This is a genomic window from Sphingopyxis sp. 113P3, assembly GCF_001278035.1.
Classification (GTDB): Bacteria; Pseudomonadota; Alphaproteobacteria; order Sphingomonadales; family Sphingomonadaceae; genus Sphingopyxis.
In genome coordinates, this window is record NZ_CP009452.1 from 1,643,357 (window position 1) to 1,664,064 (window position 20,708).

Consider the following 20,708-nt stretch of genomic DNA (forward strand, 5'->3'; position numbering starts at 1 on the left):
GTGGACGCAGGTTAGATATCGAGCGTGCGGGCGACCTCCACCACTTCGTCCGCTTTCATTTGGGCGATGACACTGGGGCGGCGGCCCGTCCAGCGCTTGAATGCACGGGAAAAAGTGCCTTCGTCGGAAAAACCCAGCATATATGCGATGTCCCGAATGACCAGATCGCTGCGTTGCAGATATTGAAACGCCAATTGAAGCCGCACTCGATCAAGTACGTCCGAGAAGGTCGTTCCTTCATCTTTGAGGCGGCGCAGCAGCGTGCGTTCGGTCATGTGCAGGCTTTTGGCGATGTCGCTTTTTCGCACCATTCCGTCCTGCATCCGGGAAAGAAGGGCGTCGCGCACCCGGACGGCAAAGCGCCCGGCCATTCTGGTCTCGAGATAACGGTTCGCCACGCCATCGAGCAGGGCGGCCAGCTCCTCGTCGGCAACCAGGATCGGACGATCGAGGTCGGCGCGTGCGAAAACAATGGAATCCTCGGGTTGGCTGTAATGCACCGGACAGCCAAAGAAATGCTCCAGACCAGCGCTCTGTCGTGGCTTCGGGTGCGCGAGGCTCACCGAGATCGGGGTTATTTCGGTACCTGCAATCCAACGAAGATATGCCAACACTGAAGCGAGCACAGTTTCGACTGTTTGATAAATGGGAGGCTCGCCGCCGGTGTCAAAAACAATGGCGAGGATGACCTTCTCGCCCGACTCGGTGAGCGTTGCGGTCGCCGAATCGGAAATAAGGCGACAGTAAAAGGCAAAGCGGTTGAGCGCGCGCGACAGCGTGGCCGAACAACTCATGGCATAGCCCACCACATGGAAGGTCGAGGGACGTACTTCCGCCGCGACCCGGAGAGCGAAGTCGGAATCGCTCAGCGCCACCGCCTCGCGCCACAGCTTGCTGATCTGTTCCTGCGAGTAGCGACCGTAGCCGCCCTCCAGCCGCGATGGATCCATGCCGATATCGCTCAGCACCTTGTCGGGGTCGATTCCGCTCGCGCGCATCGCCCTGACAATGGCCAGAACCCAGCCGGTCAGCCCCGACTTTGAAACTGCTTCTGTCACGCGACCCTCGCAATATTCTTCTCGCGCCAGGCGTTTAGGGCATTCGGCCGCCTAAGTCACGTTGAGGCCCCGCGCTCGCCTTTATGCCGAACGTGTCGCTTTGTCCCGAACGGCCTTTCCTTGGCACGACGCGCTCTGTCGTTTTTGGCTGCGATCTTCGATGTACCCTCCGACGAAGGTGGAGCGGACCCGCACGGCCGCTATTGCCAAGAATGGGAGAGAATTGATGCGCTACAAGGGCTTTCTATTTCGCGCGTCGGCGGCGTGGGTCGTCGGCATGTCGCTCACGGTTGTGCCGGCAGCGGCTCAGACCGAATCTGGCGCGGTCACCGAAGACAGCGGCCCGGCGGACATCGTCGTGACAGCCACCAAGCGTAACGAAAATCTCAGTCAGGTTCCTATCGCGATTTCGGTCACGACCGATGCGGACATCGCAGCAAAGGGTATCGTCCGTCCGCAGGATTATCTGGTCTCGACGCCGAACGTGACATTCATCGACGAGGCCACTGGCGACAGCTTCACCAATATCCGCGGCCAGACGTCGGTTCGTAACTCCGACCCGAATGTCGCCGTCGTGATCGATGGTGTTCAGTTGTCGAGCCTCAAGCAGTTCAACCAGGATCTGTTCAACATCCAGCAAATCGAAGTGCTGAAGGGTCCGCAAAGCGCAATTTACGGCCGCAATGCGGCGGCAGGTGCCATCGTTGTCACGACGAAAAAGCCGCGCGACGAACTCGGCGGCTCATTTCTTGCCGGCTATGGCAGCTGGAATACGGCACGCGCCCAAGCTGAAGTCAGCGGACCACTCACCGATACGCTCGGCTTTGGTCTCGCGGCGTCGTTCCGCGACACGGACGGTCCGTTCACCAATATCACCACCGGTGAAAAGCCGTACAGGCTCCGTACGGTGCTGGGGCAGGGGCGTCTTTATTGGGAGCCGGCTGACGGTTTGACTGTCGACTTCAAGGTGAGCGGGCATGACACCAAGGGTGGCTCGACCGCGCTTCAGTCGCAGTTCGTTGGGCTGCCGATCGGCGGCATTCCGGTGAACGAGCTCGACGCCGATCGGACCGATCTTCCCTTCGTGACCAACGTCCAGGGGCAGCTCGACGAATGGCTCGTCGCGGGATCGCTAAAGGTGGATTACGACATGGGCTGGGCAACGCTCACCTCGGTGACCGCGGTTGACAAGCTCTACCAGTTCTTCGGTGGAGACTCTCCGCCCTACCTTGCGGATTCTGGTGCCCCGGGGTCGACTGTCCAGGGCTATAAATATCGCGACCGCAATTTCTCGCAGGAGCTTCGCCTGACCTCCGACAGTGCGCAGCGGCTGCGTTGGCAGGTTGGTCTCTATTATCTGAACTTCAAGCGGGGTCAGATCAGCGAACTCAACCAGGATCTCGTCGGCATCGTTCCGGTATCCGACGGCATCGATCTTCCTGGCGATCCCGTCATCGGCGCAACCGTCAGCTATGCGCGGCAGGCCTACAAGACCGAAAGTTTTGCACCCTTCGCGAGCATCCAGTTCGACGTGACCGATCAGCTTCACCTGAATTTGGCGGGCCGTTACGACATCGAGAAGCGCAGCGTGGTCGAACTCGCACCCGACGCGATCAACCCGGTCACCGGTGCCAATTATAACCTTTGTATCCAGGCGCGCGGTGCGGGCACCACGCTCGCCGACTGCAAGGCCTCAGAGACCTTCAAGGAGTTCGAGCCCAAGGCGAGCATCTCCTACGATCTCGGCCGTACCGGTAGCATTTACGCGAGCTACGGCAAGGGCTTCAAGAGCGGCGGTTTCAACCCGCTGGGCAGCCGCGCAGCACTGCTTGCGGTAGCGCCTCCGGGATCGCAGGTGTTCGTGCAGGATCAGTTCGCAGCTGAAAAGTCGACCTCGTGGGAAGTCGGTACAAAGCTGCGCCTGTTCGACCGGTCGCTGAGCCTCAACCTCGCGGCCTTCACCACGGACGTGTCGGGCGCTCAGCAGTTTGAATTCTTCCCGACCGCAGGGCTTCAGACGACGACGTCGATCGACAAGGTTCGCTTGCGCGGCTTCGAGGTCGACTTCAACTGGCGCATCCCCGGTGGGCCGCAGATTTTCGGTGCCTATGGCTACACCGACGGCAAGGTGCGCGCATTCGCCGCTAACCCGGCCTTTGTCGGAAATCGTGCGCCCAACGCCGCGAAATATAACCTGAATGCCGGCATTACGCATGACTTTGAGCTCGGTGACGACCTGCTGCTGACGCCGCGCGTCGAATATACGCGGATCGGCTCGATCTGGTGGGATGCCAACAACACGCCGGGATCGCGGCGCAGCCCCGTCAACCTCGTCGATGCGCGCCTGACGCTGGCCAAGGAAGATCGTTGGAGCCTGTCCTTCTTCGGGAAGAACATCTTCAATGAAAAATACAATCGATCGGTTCTACCGCTGCTGGGCGTGTTCCAGCTGACGTCGCGTGCGGAAACCCGTCACCTCGGTGTTGAAGGGCGGTTCAACTTCTAACCTCTCCCCTTGCCGTCCCCGGCATTTTTGGCGGGGACGGTAATTTTTGGTTAGGTGCGACGATGCGGTGACATCGACGTTCCGCATGCTGAATTGAGCCACGGAGATACGTAATGAACAAGCAATGGGCGCAATATTGGATCGGGCTTTTTGCCAACGGGACAGACGAGTTGATGACGCTCTATGCGCCCGAGTTCGAATTTGAGGACGTGAATTTCGACTTGCGGATCAATAATGACCTTCCGGCGCTGCGGTCGTTCTTTGAGGGCTTTATTATCGAGGACCCGTCGCAGAGTTATAACAAGTTCGATGTATTCGACTATGTCGGTGACAACCGTCTCGGCTCCTTCCAGTGGACCTGGGAGACCAAGCATGCCGGCGATTTCCTGGGTGTCGATGCGAAAGGCAAGGTCACCAAAACCCGCGGCGTCACCGTCATGGGGTGGGACGAAGACGGCAAAATCATTCTGGAGCGCAGCATCTGGGACGCGATCCCTGTTCTGCAGCAGCTTGGCGCCATCCCCGGATAATCGCAGCCATGACCGACAAGAAAGAATATCGCATCGGATCGCTGGCCGCCGTCGAGGCGGGGGAAGCAATCTTGGTCGAGGCAGGCGGACAGGATGTTGCCCTGTTCATGTGTCGGGGCAAGGTAGTTGCCACCAACGGCCAGTGCCCGCACGCCGAGGGGCCTCTTCACGAAGGAGAGGTCGATGGAGCAATTTTGACCTGCCCGTGGCACGGTTGGACCTTCGATCTGGAAACCGGCGAATGCCAGGAAGATGATTCCATCATCCTCGAGCGCTATCCTGTCCGCATCGACGGCGACGATGTGTTCGTGAGCCTGTGACAATGCAGCACGCCCTCCCTGCCGTGCCGGCTGCTCTCATCGAACAGTTGCGTGCCGTCGTCGGCGAGACGGGCGTGCTGACTGGCGAAGAGGTCGCAGCCCGCTATCCGGGCTATTTCATGGACCGGATAGCCGCCGACGCGATTGTGCGCCCACGCACGACCGAAGAGGTCTCCGCCGTGCTGCAGCTTTGCAATGCCGCTGGACAACCCGTGGTCGTGCAAGGCGGTATGTCGGGCTGGGTGCGCGCGACTCAGACAAAGGCCGGTGAAATCGCCTTGTCGCTAGAGCGCATGGCCGACATCGAGGAAATCGATACAGTCAACCGCACCGCAACGGTGCAAGCGGGTGTCATTCTCGACACGCTGGAAACCGCGCTTGCTGAGCATGGCCTGACATTTCCTCTCGATCTGGGTGGGCGGGGATCGTGCCAGCTAGGCGGCAATGCGTCGACCAACGCCGGAGGTATGCGGGTCATTCGCTATGGTATGATGCGCGAACAGGTGCTGGGGATCGAGACAGTGTTGGCGGATGGCCGCGTCATCTCATCGCTGAACCAGATGATTAAGAACAACGCCGGCTATGATCTGAAGCAGCTATTCATCGGTTCGGAAGGCACGCTAGGCGTTATCACCCGGCTGGTCCTGCGTCTTCGCGAACGTCCGACCAGCTCCAATACGGCGATCGTCTGCGCATCGGACTTCAGCCAGATAGTCGACCTGTTGCGGTTCGTCGATCAGGGGCTCGGCGGACTTCTCAGTGCGTTCGAGTTGATCGACAATAATTTCTACAACGTGAACACAGGCGCGGGAAAGCATGCAGGTCCGCTTGCTTCCGATAAGCCATATTATGCAATCATCGAAATGCTGGGTTCGCAGCAGGACCGCGACAGCGAACTTTTCGAAACCGTGCTCGGCGAAGCGGGAGAGCGGGGCTACTTTGACGATGCCGTGCTCGCTCGCTCAGAGACGCAGCGCGAGCAGATATGGAACATTCGCGAGGACCTGGAGCATGTCGTCCGCGAATTCCAGCCCTTCTATGCCTTCGATGTATCGCTGCCGGTGGGCAGGATGCAGGACTATATTGCGGCGGTGACCGAAAAGCTGAAGGGGCGATGGCCCGACAGCAAAATCGCTTTCCTTGGCCATATGGGTGACGGCAATTTGCATATCGCGATAGGCGCAGGCGGGGAAGACGACCGGCACGGCGTCGAAGCGTGCGTCTATGAGCCGCTGCGACCCATTGGCGGATCAATCTCTGCCGAGCATGGAATCGGGCTGGAGAAGAAGCCATGGCTCGACGTGTCGCGCTCGGCGGATGAGCGCAAGCTGATGAAGGATATCAAGCAGCTTCTTGATCCTGGCAATATCCTCAACCCCGGCAAAATCCTGGACCTGCATCCGTGACCGTGCTTCGCCTGCTTGGTTATCCCGTGAGCAATTACGTCAACATCGTTCGTGCTGCGTTGATTGAGAAGGGATTGGAGCACGAATTCATCGTTACGCGTTCGTCGCAGGAACCAGCGTTCCTGCAATTAAGCCCGCTCGGCAAGATCCCGGTCCTGGAGACGAGCGAAGGGACTTTGACTGAAACTGTCGCCATTCTCGACTATCTCGATGATGCCTTCCCTGACGTTCCGCTGCGGCCCGAAACGCCCTTCGCACGGGCACGGGCGCGCCAGATCATCAATATCGTCCAGGTCTATGTCGAAGCTCAAGTGCGGCAGCTGTTTCCCGGCGTGTTCATGGGCGGCGAAAACCTGGCGACGACCGAGGTGGCGGTCCGTTCGATGCTCGACCGCGCGACAACGGCACTGGCGCGGCTGCTCGAACCCGGACCATTTCTGTTCGGTGACCGGCCGATGCAGGCGGATCTGTTCACTTTCTACAATATGGACATCGCCGATCGCGTCACCCGGTTCACCTACGCCCGATCGATCGTCGAGGAGATCGGGGGACTGGAGCAATGGTGCGCCGCCATGCGGGCGCGCCCAAGTACCAGAACTGTAACGGCCGAATTCGAAACCAGTTTCGAAGCCTATCTCGCCGCCCATTGCGCCACTTATCGGCCGGACGAATACAAAAGGTCTCTATCCCATGCGTGACGTCAAGCTGACCGACAAATACACGATCGATGAAGGCACCGTTCTGATGACCGGTACGCAGGCGTTGGTGCGCTTGCCGATGCTGCAAAAGGAACGCGACACGCGGGCCGGGCTCGACACGGGCGGGTTTATCTCGGGGTACCGCGGCTCGCCGCTCGGAAGCTATGATCAGGAATTGTGGCGCGCCAAGTCGCTGCTCGAGACTATGGACATCATGTTCCAGCCTGGCGTGAACGAGGATCTGGCCGCGACAGCAGTGTGGGGAACCCAGATGCTGGCCGGTATTCCCAATCCCACGAAGGATGGGGTTTTTGCCATTTGGTACGGAAAGGGACCAGGCGTCGATCGGTCGGGCGATCCGTTCAAACATGGCAATATGGCGGGTTCGCACCCCAATGGTGGTGTGTTGATCGTCGCTGGCGACGATCATTCGGGTAAGTCATCGACCGTCGCGCATCAGAGCGAAGTGGCGCTGATGCACGCTGGCATGCCGATCCTCGCGCCGTCCAATGTGCAGGACGTGCTGGAATTTGGCCTGCTGGGCTGGGCGATGTCCCGCTACACCGGGCTCTATACTGGCTTCAAAATGTGTAACGAGGTGCTGGAGCAGACGATGACCGTCGAGCTTCCGCGTCTCGACAACGAACCGGTGCTGCCCGATCGCGGGACCGCACCCTTCAATGGGTTCCACAATTTCCCGACGCATCTCGACCGCGTTCAGTCGGAGATCGTGGCGAAGCGATATCGTTGGCCGCTGGTCGAAAAGTTCGTCCGCGCGAACGGTATCGATCGGCTGTTGATCGACACCGGCATGCGCAAGCTCGGCATCGTCGCGTCGGGCAAGGCGGTCCAGGATGCGCGTCAGGCACTGAAACTGCTCGGCCTCGACGATCAGGCTGCGGCCGCCTTCGGCATTTCGCTCTATCAACTTGGCTGCGTATACCCGGTCGAACGCGAGGGACTGGCGGAGTTCGCTGCGGATCAGTCCGAATTGCTGTTCATCGAAGAAAAGGACGGGCTGACCGAGGCGCAGGCAAAGGCGATCCTCTATGGCCGCCCTGGCGTTCCGACGATCGTCGGCAAGACCGACGAAACCGGCGCGTTCATGATCCCCAGCGACGAGCAGCTCGATCCGCTCCAACTTGCCCTGGTGATTGCAGAGCGGCTGCGCCGGCTCGGCATGGAGAACCAGGCCATCGCTGATCGCGTCGTCGCGCTGCGCAGCGCGATGACAAAGGTTGCGAGCCAGAAGGCGGGAGATGCGGTGCGCGCGCCCTATTTCTGTTCGGGTTGCCCGCACAACACCGGCACCCGTTTTCCTGAGGGAAGTCTCGCCGCGGGCGGCATTGGTTGCCATGCCATGGCGATGTATTCGGGCCCCGAAATGCTGCCCAACACCCACATGGGGGGGGAGGGCGCGCACTGGTATAGCCTCGCCCATTTCACCGAGACGCCGCATATCTTCCAGAATATCGGCGACGGCACCTATTATCATTCCGGGCTGCTGGCGATCCGCGGAGCGGTCGCGGCCAAGGTCAACATCACTTACAAGATCCTGTTCAACGATGCGGTGGCGATGACGGGCGGACAGCCTGTCGATGGGCCGCTGACGCCGGGCGACATCACGCGCCAGGTGCTGGCAGAGGGCGTTGCGCGCTGCATCGTCGTCACCGACCGGCCCGAGCTATATGACGCAAATAGTAGGCTCGGCGCGGGCGTCACCGTCCATCACCGCGACGAACTCGACGCATTGCAGCGCGAACTTCGCGAAGTTAAGGGCGTCACAGTCATCGTCTATGAACAGACATGTGCAGCGGAGAAGCGGCGCCGCCGCAAGCGTGGCAAATTCCCCGATCCGGCGAAGCGCATGTTCATCAATAGCGCGGTCTGTGAAGGCTGCGGCGACTGCTCGGTCCAGTCGAACTGCGTCAGCGTCTGGCCCAAGGAAACCGAATTGGGCCGCAAGCGGCAGATCGACCAGTCGAACTGCAACAAGGATTACAGCTGCGTCAAAGGCTTCTGTCCCAGCTTCATCACCGTACTGGATGCCGAACCGCGCAAAGCGAAAGCCTCGGCGCTGGCGGGTGAGGTGCAAACCGACCTTCCTGAACCGGCACTCGCGGCGATGACGGATGGTGCATTCAACATCATGATATCCGGGATCGGCGGCACCGGGGTCGTTACCGTTGGTGCGCTTCTCGGCATGGCCGCGCACCTTGAAGGTCGCGCCTGTTCGGTCTTCGACATGACCGGGCTGAGCCAGAAGAATGGCGCAGTCTACAGCCATGTCCGCATTGCGGCCGCTGCCGACGATCTCGCGGCGCAAAAGCTCGGGACCGGCGAAGCCGATCTTGCGCTAGCTTTCGATGCGGTGGCGGCCTTGTCGAAAGAGCCCGTCGTCACCCTCTCTGCCGAACGCACGACGACCGTCGTCAATGCCCGGATCACGCCGACCCCAGCATTTCAGCGTAACCCCGATCTCGTCCTCGACCAGAGCCTGATTGTCGGCCGTTTGCAGAAGCTGTCATCGACGTTGCATGGCGTCGATGCGACCGGGCTGGGGCTGGCGTTGTTCGGCGACACGATAGCCGCCAATCTGTTCATGCTCGGCTATGCATCGCAGCTTGGCCTGCTGCCCGTCTCGCCCGCCGCAATCGCGCGCGCGGTCGAAATCAACGGCGTCGGGGTACCCTTCAATCTATCGGCATTCGCATTGGGCCGCCTGCTTGTCGTCGATCCGGACAAGGTGAATGCGGCCGCCGCGGCGACCAAGACGACGCCCGAGTTCAAGCCGCTAACCGATTTGGCGGATATCGTCGCACACCGGACCGCGTTGCTGACGGCCTATCAGGACGCCGCTTACGCTGCACGCTATCGGGCGCTCGTCGATGTGGTCGCCGCCGCCGAGGAGCGCGTTTTGCCGGGCAGCACCACGCTCGCCGTCATGGTCGCGCGCAACTTCGCCAAGCTCATGGCCTATAAGGATGAATATGAGGTGGCGCGTCTTCATTCCGACCCGGAATTCCAGCGCGAGCTCGCTGCGACATTCGAGGACGGGGCCAAGCTGCGCTATAACCTCGCGCCGCCGCTCTTCTCGAAACGCGACCCCGAGACTGGCCATTTGCTCAAGCGTGAATTCGGTCCTTGGGTCGGCAAGCTGTTTCCGCTACTCGCCAAGGGCAAACGGCTGCGCGGGACGAAGTTCGATCCATTCGGCCACACCGCCGAACGCAAGATGGAACGCGCACTGATCGATGAATATGAGGCGCGTCTGCGCGACATGGCGTCGGCTCTGACCGCCGCAAACCACAAATTCGCAGTCGAGGCGGCAAGTCTACCGGGCCAGATCCGTGGTTATGGCCATGTGAAGGAGGCATCGGTCGAACGCGTGCGGGCGCTGGAGGCGAGCGTTCTCGAACGTTTCCACAATGCCGGCAACACGACGGCGACGAACGCTGATGACAAGCGGGTCGCGTTGACGGCCTGATATTGAGGAGATTGAAATGGCTCGGATGCTGATTGGTGGAGAGCTTGTCGAAGGGCGCCGGACGATCGACGTGTTCGATCCCTGCACGGGCACTGCCTTCACCCAGGTCCCGGACGCGGACGCGGACGATGTCGCACGTGCCGTTGCGGCAGCGAAGGCGGCTTTCCTGGCATGGCGCGACCTGTCCGCCGCGTCCCGCGGGGACATTCTGCGCGCGATGGCGGCAAAGATTACCGAGAATGCTGACGAGCTGTGCTCATTGCTGATCCGCGAAACCGGTCGTCCGATGGCGCTCGCGCAGTTCGAAATCCTGCATCTCGCGACCGGCTATCTCAACTATTATGCCGGACTGGAGGTCCAGCCCGAACTGATCGTCGAGGATGAGACGCGGCGCGTTGAACTGCATCGCAAGCCGTTGGGCGTTGTCGGTGCCATCGTCCCTTGGAACGCACCGGTTTTCATCGCGTGCAATAAGATTGCGCCTGCGCTGGCCGCCGGCAACACGATCGTCGTAAAGACCGCGCCGACCACGCCCTTGACGACTCTCCGCCTTGGCGAACTCTGGGCAGAGGTCGTCCCGGCCGGGGTGGTCAACATCCTGTCGGGTGGCAATGAGGCGGGCGCGGCGATCGTCGCGCATGATGATGTGGCGAAGATCACCTTCACCGGATCGACCGAGACCGGCCGCAAGATCATGGCGGCGTCGGCGCCGACGCTGAAGCGCGTGACGCTCGAACTGGGGGGCAATGACGCGGCCATCGTGCTGCCCGATGCTGATGTCGCTTCCATCGCGCCGGCGATCTTTGCCTTTGCCTTCTTCAACTCCGGGCAGGTGTGCGCCGTCATCAAGCGACTCTACGTCCACGACAGCCTGTACGACGCCATGTGCGACGCGATCGCGGCTCTCGCCAAGGGAGCGACGGTTGCACCGGGGAGCGACGCCGCGGCCGAGTTTGGTCCGGTGCAGAACAAGGCGCAGTATGAGAAGGTTCTTCACTATCTCGAACAGGCTCGCGCAGCGGGTCGGATCGTCGCGGGCGGCGAGGCCGCGAACGGCGCTGGCTATTTTGTGCCGCTGACCGTCGTGCGCGACGTCACCGACGGGACGGCGATTGTCGACGAGGAACCCTTCGGCCCGATCCTGCCGATCATCCGCTACAGCGACGTCGACGACGTCGTAGCGCGTGCGAACGCATCACCCTTTGCGCTTGGCGGCTCGGTTTGGGGCAGCGACATCGCGGCGGCGACGCAGGTCGCCTCGCGGCTTGAAAGCGGAAGCGTCTGGGTGAACCAGCATTGCGCGCTCGATCCGCAAATTCCTTTCCCGGCGAACAAGCAGTCGGGCTTTGGCGTCGAGGGCGGGGTGGAAGGGCTTTACCCCTATCTTGCGCTCCAGACGATCAATGTAGCCAAGCCGGCGACCGCGGCATGACGAGCCTCTTCGATCTCGCGGGCAAGACGGCTGTCGTTACCGGCGGCGCCAAGGGCGTCGGCGCGATGATCAGCCGGTCGCTGGTCGCTGCGGGCGCGCGCGTGCTCATCATCGCCCGACCAAGTGCCGAAAACCGCGCCTTTGCCGAGGCGCTAAACGGTGAGGGGAGGTGCCAGCTGCTCGAGCACGATCTCGCGACCAGCGAAGGCGTGGCAGCAGCGGTGGCGGCCGTAGGCGGCGCGGCGTCCGAGGTCGATATCCTCGTCAACAATGCCGGCACCTTTACGGCGGCGGCCATCGACGAGATCACGCCTGAGCAATGGGACCGAGAACTGGCCGTCAATCTGCGGACGCCCTTCTTTCTCGTCCAGGGCCTTCTTCCGAAGCTGATGGCGGCTGCGCGCGAGGATGATCCGGCGCGCGTGATCAATATCGGATCGATCGCGGCGCTTTGGGCGAAGAGCAGCAGTGCCTATGCCTACAGCGCCGCGAAAGGTGGACTTCACCAGCTTACTCGAGCGCTGGCATCGGACCTGACCCGCAAGGGCATCAACGTAAATGCAATCGCACCGGGCTTCTTCCCGAGCGACATGACTGACGGATTCTTTACCGCCGTGCCGGGACTTAAGGAGCAGATGATCGAGGGAATCCCGGCAGGGCGCCTCGGACGCGAGGCCGATATAGGAGGAACGGTGGTGTATCTTGCGTCGGGCGCTGGATCCTATGTCTCAGGCGCGATAATCCCTGTCGAGGGAGCCCTATGGTCGGCATAAGCACCGTCGCGCTGATCGAGCGGCGCGTCGATATCAGCCGCTCGCTCTTCACACGCTACTGGCGCGATGTGCATGGGGTCATGGCGGCACGAATTCCCGGGTTTGCCAGCTATACGCAATATCATGTGACCCCGATCGATGCTTCCGCCGAACCGTTCGAAGGCATCGCGATCGTAACCTATCGGACGGAGGATGACCGGGCCGGTCTCATCCATAGCGAGGTAACCCAGCACATCCATCTCGACGAGCAGAATGTATTTCGCCGCGCGCTTCTCTATAATCTGGAGGAGGGGGCATCGCGACATTTATGCGGCAGCGCAGAGGCCGAAGGGCAGGTGATGTTTGTCGTGGTCGAGGCTGGCCATGACAGCGATGCCGCGCTCGCGGCGCTGAACGACACGGCTATCTACCTCGCGGCTTATGATCTTAGGGGGGGCGATCCATCGCGGTGGAATCTAACCGATGCAGGGGAACGCATCTTCATTGCGCTACTGCACGGTATTTGGCCCGACCGCGACAGCGCGATTGCGGCCTCCCGATCGTGCGATGGGGTCGCCTATCTGCTCGATGAGCGACATGTGATGGTCAAGGACGGCAGGGCGACACCCGTCGGCCTGCGCGGGCTCGATGCCGTGAAGACGATCGAGGAGGCTGGGGCTGATAACCAGCTTACCGATGCAGTGGTGCGGGCTGTGTACGGAACATCGGCAGCGCCATGACCCTGCCGGGCGAATTCGGCGGGAAGAGCTTCCTGCTCGCCAGCGCGGCGCTCGGTCTGTCGACCGGCATGACAGCGACGCTGTTCTACAGTCTGGGTAGCTTCATTCCCTCTCTCGAAGCAGAGTTCGGCTGGAGCCGTGGCGATATCTCGCTCGCGGTCGCGTTGATGACGCTGGCCGTATTCCTATCGGGGTGGGCTGCCGGGCGTCTGTGCGACCGGTACGGCGCCGCCAATGTCGGGGCGGCGAGCCTGGTCGCCTATGCGCTCGGGGTCATCCTTCTCGTCACCACAGCGCGGAGCATCGAACTCTTCTGGGCATTTTACGCTGCCATCGCGCTCCTAGGCGTAGGATCGACGCCGATTGTCCTTGTTCGGCCGATTGCGGCAGTGTTCGAGAGGCAACGGGGACTGGCGCTGGGGATCGCGCTGACCGGCGCGGGGCTGGCCGGCTTTTGGGTTCCACAGCTCGTCGCGGCAGTCATCGAGGTTGCCGGCTGGCGGGCTGCCTATCTCGCGCTGGCCGCGATCGCTATCGCTGCCGCGCCCATTGTCTGGTTCGGATTCCGGAGCGTGCCGCAGGGCAGGAGGGCCGGCCCGTCCGAGGCCGCGGTCAGCGGCATGACGGCTGCAGAAGCGCGGCGGACCGGCCGCTTCTGGCTGCTCACGGTGATTTCCTTTGCGATGGCGGCCGGCCTTGGCGGGGTGGTCGTTCATCTCGTGCCGCTGTTTCAAGATCTTGGCGCAGATCCGCTCTCCGCGGCGCGTACCGCGTCTCTCGTCGGACTGTCCAGCGTCGTCGGGCGGCTCGGGATCGGCCTGCTGCTTGACCGCTTCCCTGCCGCCATCGTCTCGCTGGCAATTCTGGCTCTTGCTGCCTTCGGTATCACGCTCCTGCTTCTCGATGGACTCGTGATGGGGACGCTCGCGGCCATTCTGCTCGGCATGGCGGCGGGCGCCGAAATCGATCTCCTCGCATATCTAACCGCGCTTCATTTTGGGCAGCGCCAATATGGCGCGATCTACGGCTGGCAATATAGCGTCTTTGCGCTCGGCTATGGGCTCAGTCCATTTGCGCTCGGCAAGATGCGCGACGCGGCCGGCGACTATGATGCCGCGCTCACGGTTAGCGCGCTACTTGTCGGGATTGCCGCGCTGCTCATGCTGGGCTTGCGACAACAGCGACCGTTCGAAGACGATTGTCTCGGGCCTATGCCCGTGCCATCACCCCCGGCATGACGCTGAAAAAAATCGACCAGCTGGGCGTTGGTAAGAGCGCGCTGTGGTGACCGCGATAGGCGGTTCGGGCTGGTTGGCACTTGCGATATTGTGCGAGGTTCTCGCGACGTCGTTCCTCAAGAAGGCTGACGGATTCACGCGTCCGCTACCGTCGGCGGTCGTCATCCTGGGTTATGTCCTCGCCTTCTATTGCCTCTCGATGGCGCTGCGCAGTATTCCGGTCGGCGTCGCCTATGCCATATGGTGCGGCGCCGGCATCGTTCTGGTGACGGCTATCGCCTGGATCGTCTACGGGCAGAAGCTCGATGCTTGGGCGCTGACGGCTATCGGGCTTATCCTCGTCGGCACGCTGATGCTCAATATGCGGGCGTCGGCGGGCGGCTGACCCCCGCCCCTCATCTCCCTGGCACGAGGGCTGTTGGCATGGGTGTGCCTGCGATCGCCGCCTGAATATTGGCAACCGCCATCGCGAATAGCGCGCCGAGGTTCTCCTGTGTGTGCGATATCTCGTGATTGGTCAGAATTGCGCCGGGAAGATCGCGGAGGGGGCTTGCGGCGGGCAAGGGCTCGGTGACGAAAACGTCCAGAGCGATCGGTCCGAGATGAGCGACCACCTCGGGGTCGGCCAGAGCCGTTTCATCGACGATCGCGCCGCGGGAAAGATTGATGAGAATCGCGCCCGGTTTCATCGCCAGCAATCTTGAGCGTGACAGAAGATTGTCGGTGTCCGGCGTCAGCGGCAGCAGCGGCAGGACAACATCGCTTTCGGCGAGCAGCGTGTCGAGATCGCACTGTTCGAAGGCCGAAGAAGGGGCAACCTTCGAGCGATTGTTGAGCAAGATGCGGGTGTTCCAGCCGCTCAGCCGTTCGATCAAGGCTCTGGCGATATTGCCATGGCCGATGATCCCGACGGTTTTGCCCTTCAGCATGCGTGCGCGCGGTGGCCCGGTTCGGGTTTCGCCGCGGCGCAGCCGCTCTTCGGCATCGCGAACCGCGTAAAGCGACGTCAACATGAAGAGCATGGCTGCTTCAGCGACGGACTCGAAATTCTCGGCGACGCGACCATTGGCGAAGGCGATCCCGCGATGATGCGCCGCGTCGACGTCGATGCCTTCATAGCCGAGCGACGGCGTGATAATTGCCCTGAGTCCGGGCGCTGCATCCATTTCGGCTCCGCCACAGGGAACCCCGAACGAAACGAGGATTTGCGTTTCGCTCCAGCCTGGCGCCTCGGCCGGCGTGTCCAGCCCGATCTGCAGGTCGACATGAATTTTGTCTGATTTTATCGTGGAAACAAGCTTCTCGAGAAACGCCCGTCCGTTGGGCGCGCCCGCAACGAGTAACTTCGTGGTATTCATCGACATCTCGTTCGCTAGCAGGTTCAAACCGACTTGCATCAGGGCGACGCCTATGCCGATTGGCAAGGGGAGAGAGCGATTATGGCACGTTGGGACATGGTCTGGCTCGCATGGAAGTTCGACGGGTCCTGAAATCGCCCTCAGAAATCAATCTTCGGCTACTGGGTCTGCTCGCTGCGGGATCGTGTGCGGTTCTGGTCTCCCTTATCTTCCTTCACCGTAGTTCCCCGCCGCCAAGCGCACGGAGTGAATTCCGCCGGAGAGTGCCTTGCTAGAACTCCGGGAGATGGCGTCGCTGCTCGGCCGGTCGACGAAGCATGCGGAAAGCATCAATGAACGCCGGACAGTGCGGCCCACCTGACGAGCGAACGAGGTTCCGGGTCTATCTCTTTGTCGGGAGTGGGGCGGTTCGGGTCCGTAAGCTTGTCATTGATCGACTCGGACGAGACGCATCTTTGAAAGCCCCCGAATACCGCTTAGATGGATGTCGAATAGGGCTTTTTGAATGCGGATTCCGACGATCGCGCGCATGTATTCCGATCTGATGCCGCGCAGCGTTCCGATTTGATCGCGCGCAGTTGGAGCACCTGATCGTCGGGTAAAGATGTCATGTTGCTAGTGGCCGGGTCAAGCTGCTGCGACGGCGAGTTGCCTGCGCATGGATTCTCCGGTGAGTTCGAGGCGGTGAGCGTTGTGAACGAGGCGGTCCAGGATGGCGTCGGCGTAGGTTGGATCGCCGATCAGGTCGAACCAGCTGGCCACCGGGAGCTGACTGGTCACGAGCGTTGACCGGCGGCCGTATCGGTCTTCGAGGATCTCGAGCAGATGGTGGCGGGCATTGCCGTCGAGCGGTTGCAGGCCCCAGTCGTCGAGGATGAGCAGGTCGACGCGGGCGAGGCTCTTCATGCGGCTGGCGATCCGGCCATCGCCTTTGGCGAGCGACAGGTCGTCGATCAGGCGGGGCAGCCGGGTGTAGAGCACGGAGCGATTGTCGCGGCACGCCTTGTGGCCCATGGCGCAGGCGAGCCAGCTTTTGCCGACGCCTGCAGGCCCGATGATGGCGCAGTTCTCGTGGGCGGTGATCCAGTCGCCCCTGAGCAGCCTCTCGAACAGCCGGCGATCGAGCCCGCGCTGCGCACGGTAATCGACGTCTTCGGGAACAGCATGATGGCGCAGCTTCGCGTGGCGCAGGCGAAGGGCGAGACGCCGATCGTTGCGGTATGTTGCTTCATGATCGAGTAGCAGCCCGAGCCATTCGGCATGGCTGAGGCTCGTCGCATCGCCATTATGTTCGAGCTCGCAAAACGCGTGCGCCATGCCGGAAAGGCCGAGTTGGTTCAGCTGATCAAGTGTCGGATGTTTGAGCATTGTCGTCCTCTCAGTGGTAATAGCCAGAGCCCCGGATGTTGGTGTGCAGGATCGGCGCGCGCTCCGGGGACTGGCGCACGGGAACCTGGTCGAGCCCCTTTTCGAGGATCGATTTGACCGAAGGATAATTGCGCGCCTGGATCTCCAGCGCGCGCAGCGCGGCCGCCTCGAGGCGCTCAGGCCCGAAGCGCCGGGCAAGGCCAATACTCCCGACGCACGAGCGATAGCCCTGCTCGGGGTGCGGGCGATCCTCGATGATTTTCTCGATCAGAAGCGACAGCATCGGCCCGATCCGCGCCGCCTCCTCGCGGATTTTCGCCGGCGTCAACTCGCCGTATCGCCGGTGGCTCGAGGGCATGTGGTCGGCAACCGTCGTATGCCGCCCGTTGCCCGAAGCGCGCATATGGACGGCGATGCGCTCGCCACCGAGGAAGATCTCGACCGTGCGCGCGGTGACGCGGACGTCGACCTCGCGCCGCGCGAAGCGATACGGCACCGAGTAATGATGGCGCTCGATGGCAATGTGATAATCGAGCCCGACCCGGCAGCGCTTCCATTGCGCACAGACCCATGGCTCGGCCGGGAGCGGCTTCAGGTTCGGCGCATCGATTTCCTCGAACAGCTCCCGGCGTGTCTTGCCGAACTGGCGCAGTACCCGCTTGTCGTTGAGCTCAGCCAGGCATTCGGCGATCGCCGCATTCACCTCGGCCAGACTGTAGAAAATCCGGTTGCGCAGCCGGCCCAGAAGCCAGCGTTCGACGATCCTGACGCAGGCCTCCACTTTCGCCTTATCCCGCGGTTTTCTCGGCCGCGCCGGGAGCACCGCCGTGCCGTAATGGCGTGCCATATCGGTATAGCCACGGTTGACCATCGGATCGAAGTGACAGGCCTTGATCACCGCGACTTTCGCATTGTCGGGGACCAGCAGTTGCGGCACGCCGCCGAAGAAAGCGAAGGCGGCATTGTGCGCCTCGATCCAGTCGGCAAACTGCTCGCTCCATGAGGCGCAGGCAAAGGACAGGCTCGAACCGCCGAGCACCGCGACGAACAAATGGGCCGCACGCTCCTCGCCGGTTCGGCGGTTCACCACCACCAGCACCTTGTCTCCTGCATAATCGACGAACATCTTTTCGCCGCCCGCATGGGCTTGCCGCATCACAAGCGGCAACCGGCCCTCCCAGCGCCGGAACAGATCGCACCACCGGCTGTACCGGTAACCGTCCGGGTTCGCCGCGATATACTCCTCCCACAGAATCTGCAGCGTCACGTGCTTGCGCTTCAGCTCGCGCGCCACCACAGACCAGTCCGGCTCCGGCTGCTTGCGCCGACCAGGCTTCACACCGCAGACGCCATAGAGCCGCGCCTCAAGATCCGCGTCGGTCATCGCTTCCGGAACCGGCCATGCCAGCCCCGAGCGCGCGAACCGCTTCAACGTATCGCGAACCGTCGTCGGACTAACCCCGACCCGCTCACTGACTACCCGCGTCGACAGCCCTGCCAGGCTCAGACGCAAAATCTCGCGCACATGGCGCATCGCAATCCTCCTCGTCGGCATCCATTCCTCCAGTCGCTAAACAACCGGAAAAATGGTCCTACGATCAGGATTCTCCATCTCGAAAACTGCGCGCGATCACATCGGAACGCTGCGCGGATAATTCTCGGAACGCCGCGCGCCATCATCTCGGAACGCTGCGCGCGATCACATCGGAATCCGCACTTTTTGAATATCGAACGACAGTTATGGCTGCAAAAATGTGGGGAAAAATGTGGGGGAAAGGCACTCTCGACCGAGAATTAAATATATAAAAATCAATAGTTAATCGATCAGTTCGAATCAAGCCCTGCCACCACCCTCCAATCCGAGGGCATCCGCTGAAATCCCGGCTCTTCCCCGTGAACGGGGGATGAGGGTGGATCAGACCCGATTGATGACGCCATTCCAACCGCAAAGAGCGAGCACGCGCAAGCGGTAGTTGTGAAAGTTGCGGAAGCCGAACGCGCGGCGCGAGATCATCTCCATCTTTGTGTGAAAGCCCTCGGTGATTCCATTGTTCCTGGAAAAGCGCCACATGCGGGCGACGGGCTCGAGCCAGCTGGTCAGGGTATCGGCGAGGGACTTGAGGGGGCTGGCGGCGAACTGATCGATCAGCCTGAGCAGGTCGGGGATGTTCGTCGTCAGAACATTCGGCACAACTCGCGGCGTAGATTAGCGGAGTGCGGGCCTCGTCTGGGGGTTGATGTTAGGCGGCGAGCTTGCGGTGCTGCAAGCGCCGATATTCGATGGTCTGTCGCTTGATCCTTTCTCGTCGTTCGATGATGGCCGGGGCCCTGCCGAAGTAGGCGTCGGCGGGCGTCACGTTATTTAGGCTCTCGTGATAGCGCTGGTGATTGTAATGTTCGACGAAGGCCTCGATCTGGGCTTCGAGGTCGCCGGGCAGGAAGTAGTTCTCCAGCAGGATGCGGTTTTTCAGGGTCTGGTGCCAGCGCTCGATCTTGCCCTGGGTTTGCGGGTGCATGGGAGCGCCGCGGACATGGCTCATTTTGTTGGCCTCGATATATTCGGCCAGTTCGCCGGCGATGTAGCTGGGGCCGTTATCGCTGAGCAGCCGGGGCTTGTGCAGCACCGTGGCGCTGTCACAGCCGGAAGCCGCCAAGGCGAGGTCCAGCGTTTCGGTTACATCCTCGGCACGCATGTTGGTGCACAACTTCCAGGCAATGATATAGCGCGAGAAGTCGTCGAGCACGGTCGAGAGGTACATCCAGCCCCACCCGATGATCTTGAAGTAGGTGAAGTCGGTCTGCCACATCTCGTTCGGGCGGGTAGTCTTGGTGTGGAACTGATCGGCGGCCTTTATCACGACATAGGCCGGACTGGTGATCAGATCGTGCGCCTTGAGCAGGCGGTAAACCGTGGATTCCGATACGAAGTAGCGCTTCTCGTCGGTGAAGCGCACCGCCAGTTCGCGGGGGCTGAGATTGGTCGCGTCGGCTTCCAGCGCCATTTCGATGATCTGGTTCTGGATGTCGTCACCGATGCGGTTCCACACGCGGCTCGGCGCCGATGGCCGATCCTGTAACGCTTCCGGCCCGGCCCCAAGATAACGGTCATACCAACGGTAGAACGTCCGGCGGGCGATGCCGAGCTTGTCCAGCGTGCGTTTGGCGGGCAGGTGCGACTGCTCGACGATCCGGATGATCTCGAGCTTTTCGGATGCGGGATACCTCATTCGTCGTCGCCCCCATCCGCGATCATGCTTTTTTTCAGCAGACGGTTTTCGAGTGTCAGGTCGGCCACGCATTCCTTCAGGGCACGCGCTTCGCGGCGCAGATCCTGCACCTCGCCGGTGGTCGCGGCACGGGCAGTGTCGCCCGCCAGGCGGCGCTTGCCCGCTTCCATGAACTCCTTCGACCAGGTGTAGTACAGGCTTTGCGCGATGCCTTCCTTGCGGCACAGCTCGGCAATGCTGTCCTCGCCGCGAAGGCCTTCAAGCACGATGCGGATCTTGTCCTCGGCAGAGAAGTGCCGCCGGGTCTGCCGCCGGATATCCTTCACCACCTGCTCCGCAGGGGCCTTCGACGGCGATTTTGAATAGGAGGATTTGGGCTTCATCTTCGTTCCTTCGTCACTACGACGAAGCCCAAATCCTCCTTAAATCACAACCTCAAATCTGTGCCATTGGTGCTGACGGCGGACAGAACGGATCGCGCGGGCGCTCGCGGGCCACGCGCTCAGCCGGAATGCTGAAGGCGATCTCGCGTCCGCGGGTCCGAGCGTCGATGCGCTGTGGCCCGAATATAGCGACGCCGCGCTTGCC

General features: G+C 61.6%; 16 protein-coding genes and 1 pseudogene. 11 read left to right on the plus strand and 6 right to left on the minus strand.

All coding sequences use genetic code 11. The features are described from left to right. Positions 1–11: 11 nt before the first annotated feature. Entirely contained in the window at positions 12–1,058 is a 1,047-nt protein-coding gene (locus tag LH20_RS07870; protein ID WP_053553737.1) for an AraC family transcriptional regulator, read from the minus strand. Positions 1,059–1,284: 226 nt separating this feature from the next. Between LH20_RS07870 and LH20_RS07875 the strand changes: the two genes are divergently transcribed. The 11 genes from LH20_RS07875 (at position 1,285) to LH20_RS07925 (ending at position 14,552) form a co-directional block, all read left to right on the plus strand. Further along, on the plus strand, positions 1,285–3,564 hold the full coding sequence (locus tag LH20_RS07875; protein WP_053553738.1) for a TonB-dependent receptor: 2,280 nt from the start codon (positions 1,285–1,287) through the stop codon (positions 3,562–3,564). Positions 3,565–3,677: 113 nt separating this feature from the next. Next, a complete protein-coding gene (locus tag LH20_RS07880) occupies positions 3,678–4,094 on the plus strand; it encodes an ester cyclase (protein ID WP_053553739.1) in 417 nt (138 codons plus the stop codon). 8 nt (positions 4,095–4,102) lie between these two features. Further along, on the plus strand, positions 4,103–4,414 hold the full coding sequence (locus LH20_RS07885) for a Rieske (2Fe-2S) protein (protein WP_053553740.1): 312 nt from the start codon (positions 4,103–4,105) through the stop codon (positions 4,412–4,414). A 2-nt stretch (positions 4,415–4,416) separates the two neighbouring features. Next, positions 4,417–5,820, plus strand: coding sequence for an FAD-binding oxidoreductase (locus LH20_RS07890; RefSeq protein WP_053553741.1), 1,404 nt, complete (start codon positions 4,417–4,419; stop codon positions 5,818–5,820). Further along, a complete protein-coding gene (locus LH20_RS07895; protein ID WP_053553742.1) occupies positions 5,817–6,518 on the plus strand; it encodes a glutathione S-transferase family protein in 702 nt (233 codons plus the stop codon). The genes LH20_RS07890 and LH20_RS07895 overlap by 4 nt, the downstream gene beginning before the upstream one ends. After that, entirely contained in the window at positions 6,511–10,005 is a 3,495-nt protein-coding gene (locus LH20_RS07900; RefSeq protein ID WP_053553743.1) for an indolepyruvate ferredoxin oxidoreductase family protein, read from the plus strand. The genes LH20_RS07895 and LH20_RS07900 overlap by 8 nt, the downstream gene beginning before the upstream one ends. Before the next feature lie 16 nt (positions 10,006–10,021). Further along, positions 10,022–11,437 (plus strand): aldehyde dehydrogenase family protein, encoded by a 1,416-nt coding sequence (locus LH20_RS07905; protein WP_037553494.1) that lies wholly within the window; start codon positions 10,022–10,024, stop codon positions 11,435–11,437. Beyond that, positions 11,434–12,210 carry an SDR family oxidoreductase gene (locus LH20_RS07910; RefSeq protein ID WP_053553744.1) on the plus strand — a complete coding sequence of 259 codons (777 nt, stop codon included), beginning with the start codon at positions 11,434–11,436 and terminating at the stop codon, positions 12,208–12,210. The genes LH20_RS07905 and LH20_RS07910 overlap by 4 nt, the downstream gene beginning before the upstream one ends. After that, positions 12,198–12,929 (plus strand): EthD domain-containing protein, encoded by a 732-nt coding sequence (locus LH20_RS07915; protein WP_053553745.1) that lies wholly within the window; start codon positions 12,198–12,200, stop codon positions 12,927–12,929. The genes LH20_RS07910 and LH20_RS07915 overlap by 13 nt, the downstream gene beginning before the upstream one ends. Then, positions 12,926–14,167 carry an MFS transporter gene (locus LH20_RS07920; RefSeq protein ID WP_037553497.1) on the plus strand — a complete coding sequence of 414 codons (1,242 nt, stop codon included), beginning with the start codon at positions 12,926–12,928 and terminating at the stop codon, positions 14,165–14,167. Before LH20_RS07915 ends, LH20_RS07920 begins: the two co-directional genes overlap by 4 nt. 55 nt (positions 14,168–14,222) lie before the next feature. Next, positions 14,223–14,552: a DMT family transporter gene (locus tag LH20_RS07925; RefSeq protein ID WP_037553557.1), complete on the plus strand. Its 330-nt coding sequence runs from the start codon at positions 14,223–14,225 to the stop codon at positions 14,550–14,552. Positions 14,553–14,562: 10 nt separating this feature from the next. Here LH20_RS07925 and LH20_RS07930 read toward each other — a convergent pair whose 3' ends face one another. The 5 genes and pseudogenes from LH20_RS07930 to LH20_RS07950 all read right to left on the minus strand — a co-directional run bounded on the left by LH20_RS07930 (position 14,563) and on the right by LH20_RS07950 (position 20,503). Next, on the minus strand, positions 14,563–15,525 hold the full coding sequence (locus tag LH20_RS07930) for an NAD(P)-dependent oxidoreductase (protein WP_158501119.1): 963 nt from the start codon (positions 15,523–15,525) through the stop codon (positions 14,563–14,565). A gap of 627 nt (positions 15,526–16,152) precedes the next feature. After that, a complete protein-coding gene (gene istB, locus LH20_RS07935; protein ID WP_053552564.1) occupies positions 16,153–16,893 on the minus strand; it encodes an IS21-like element helper ATPase IstB in 741 nt (246 codons plus the stop codon). A gap of 10 nt (positions 16,894–16,903) precedes the next feature. Further along, entirely contained in the window at positions 16,904–18,427 is a 1,524-nt protein-coding gene (gene istA, locus LH20_RS07940; protein ID WP_083455346.1) for an IS21 family transposase, read from the minus strand. 381 nt (positions 18,428–18,808) lie between these two features. After that, positions 18,809–19,069 (minus strand): annotated as a pseudogene (locus LH20_RS07945) (transposase); the annotation flags it as partial. 64 nt (positions 19,070–19,133) lie between these two features. Continuing rightward, positions 19,134–20,503 (minus strand): IS3 family transposase gene (locus tag LH20_RS07950; protein WP_144423548.1). Its coding sequence is split into 2 segments (ribosomal slippage): positions 19,134–20,153 and positions 20,156–20,503, totalling 1,368 coding nucleotides; the frame shifts between segments, so codons are not numbered across the junction. Positions 20,504–20,708: the final 205 nt, after the last annotated feature.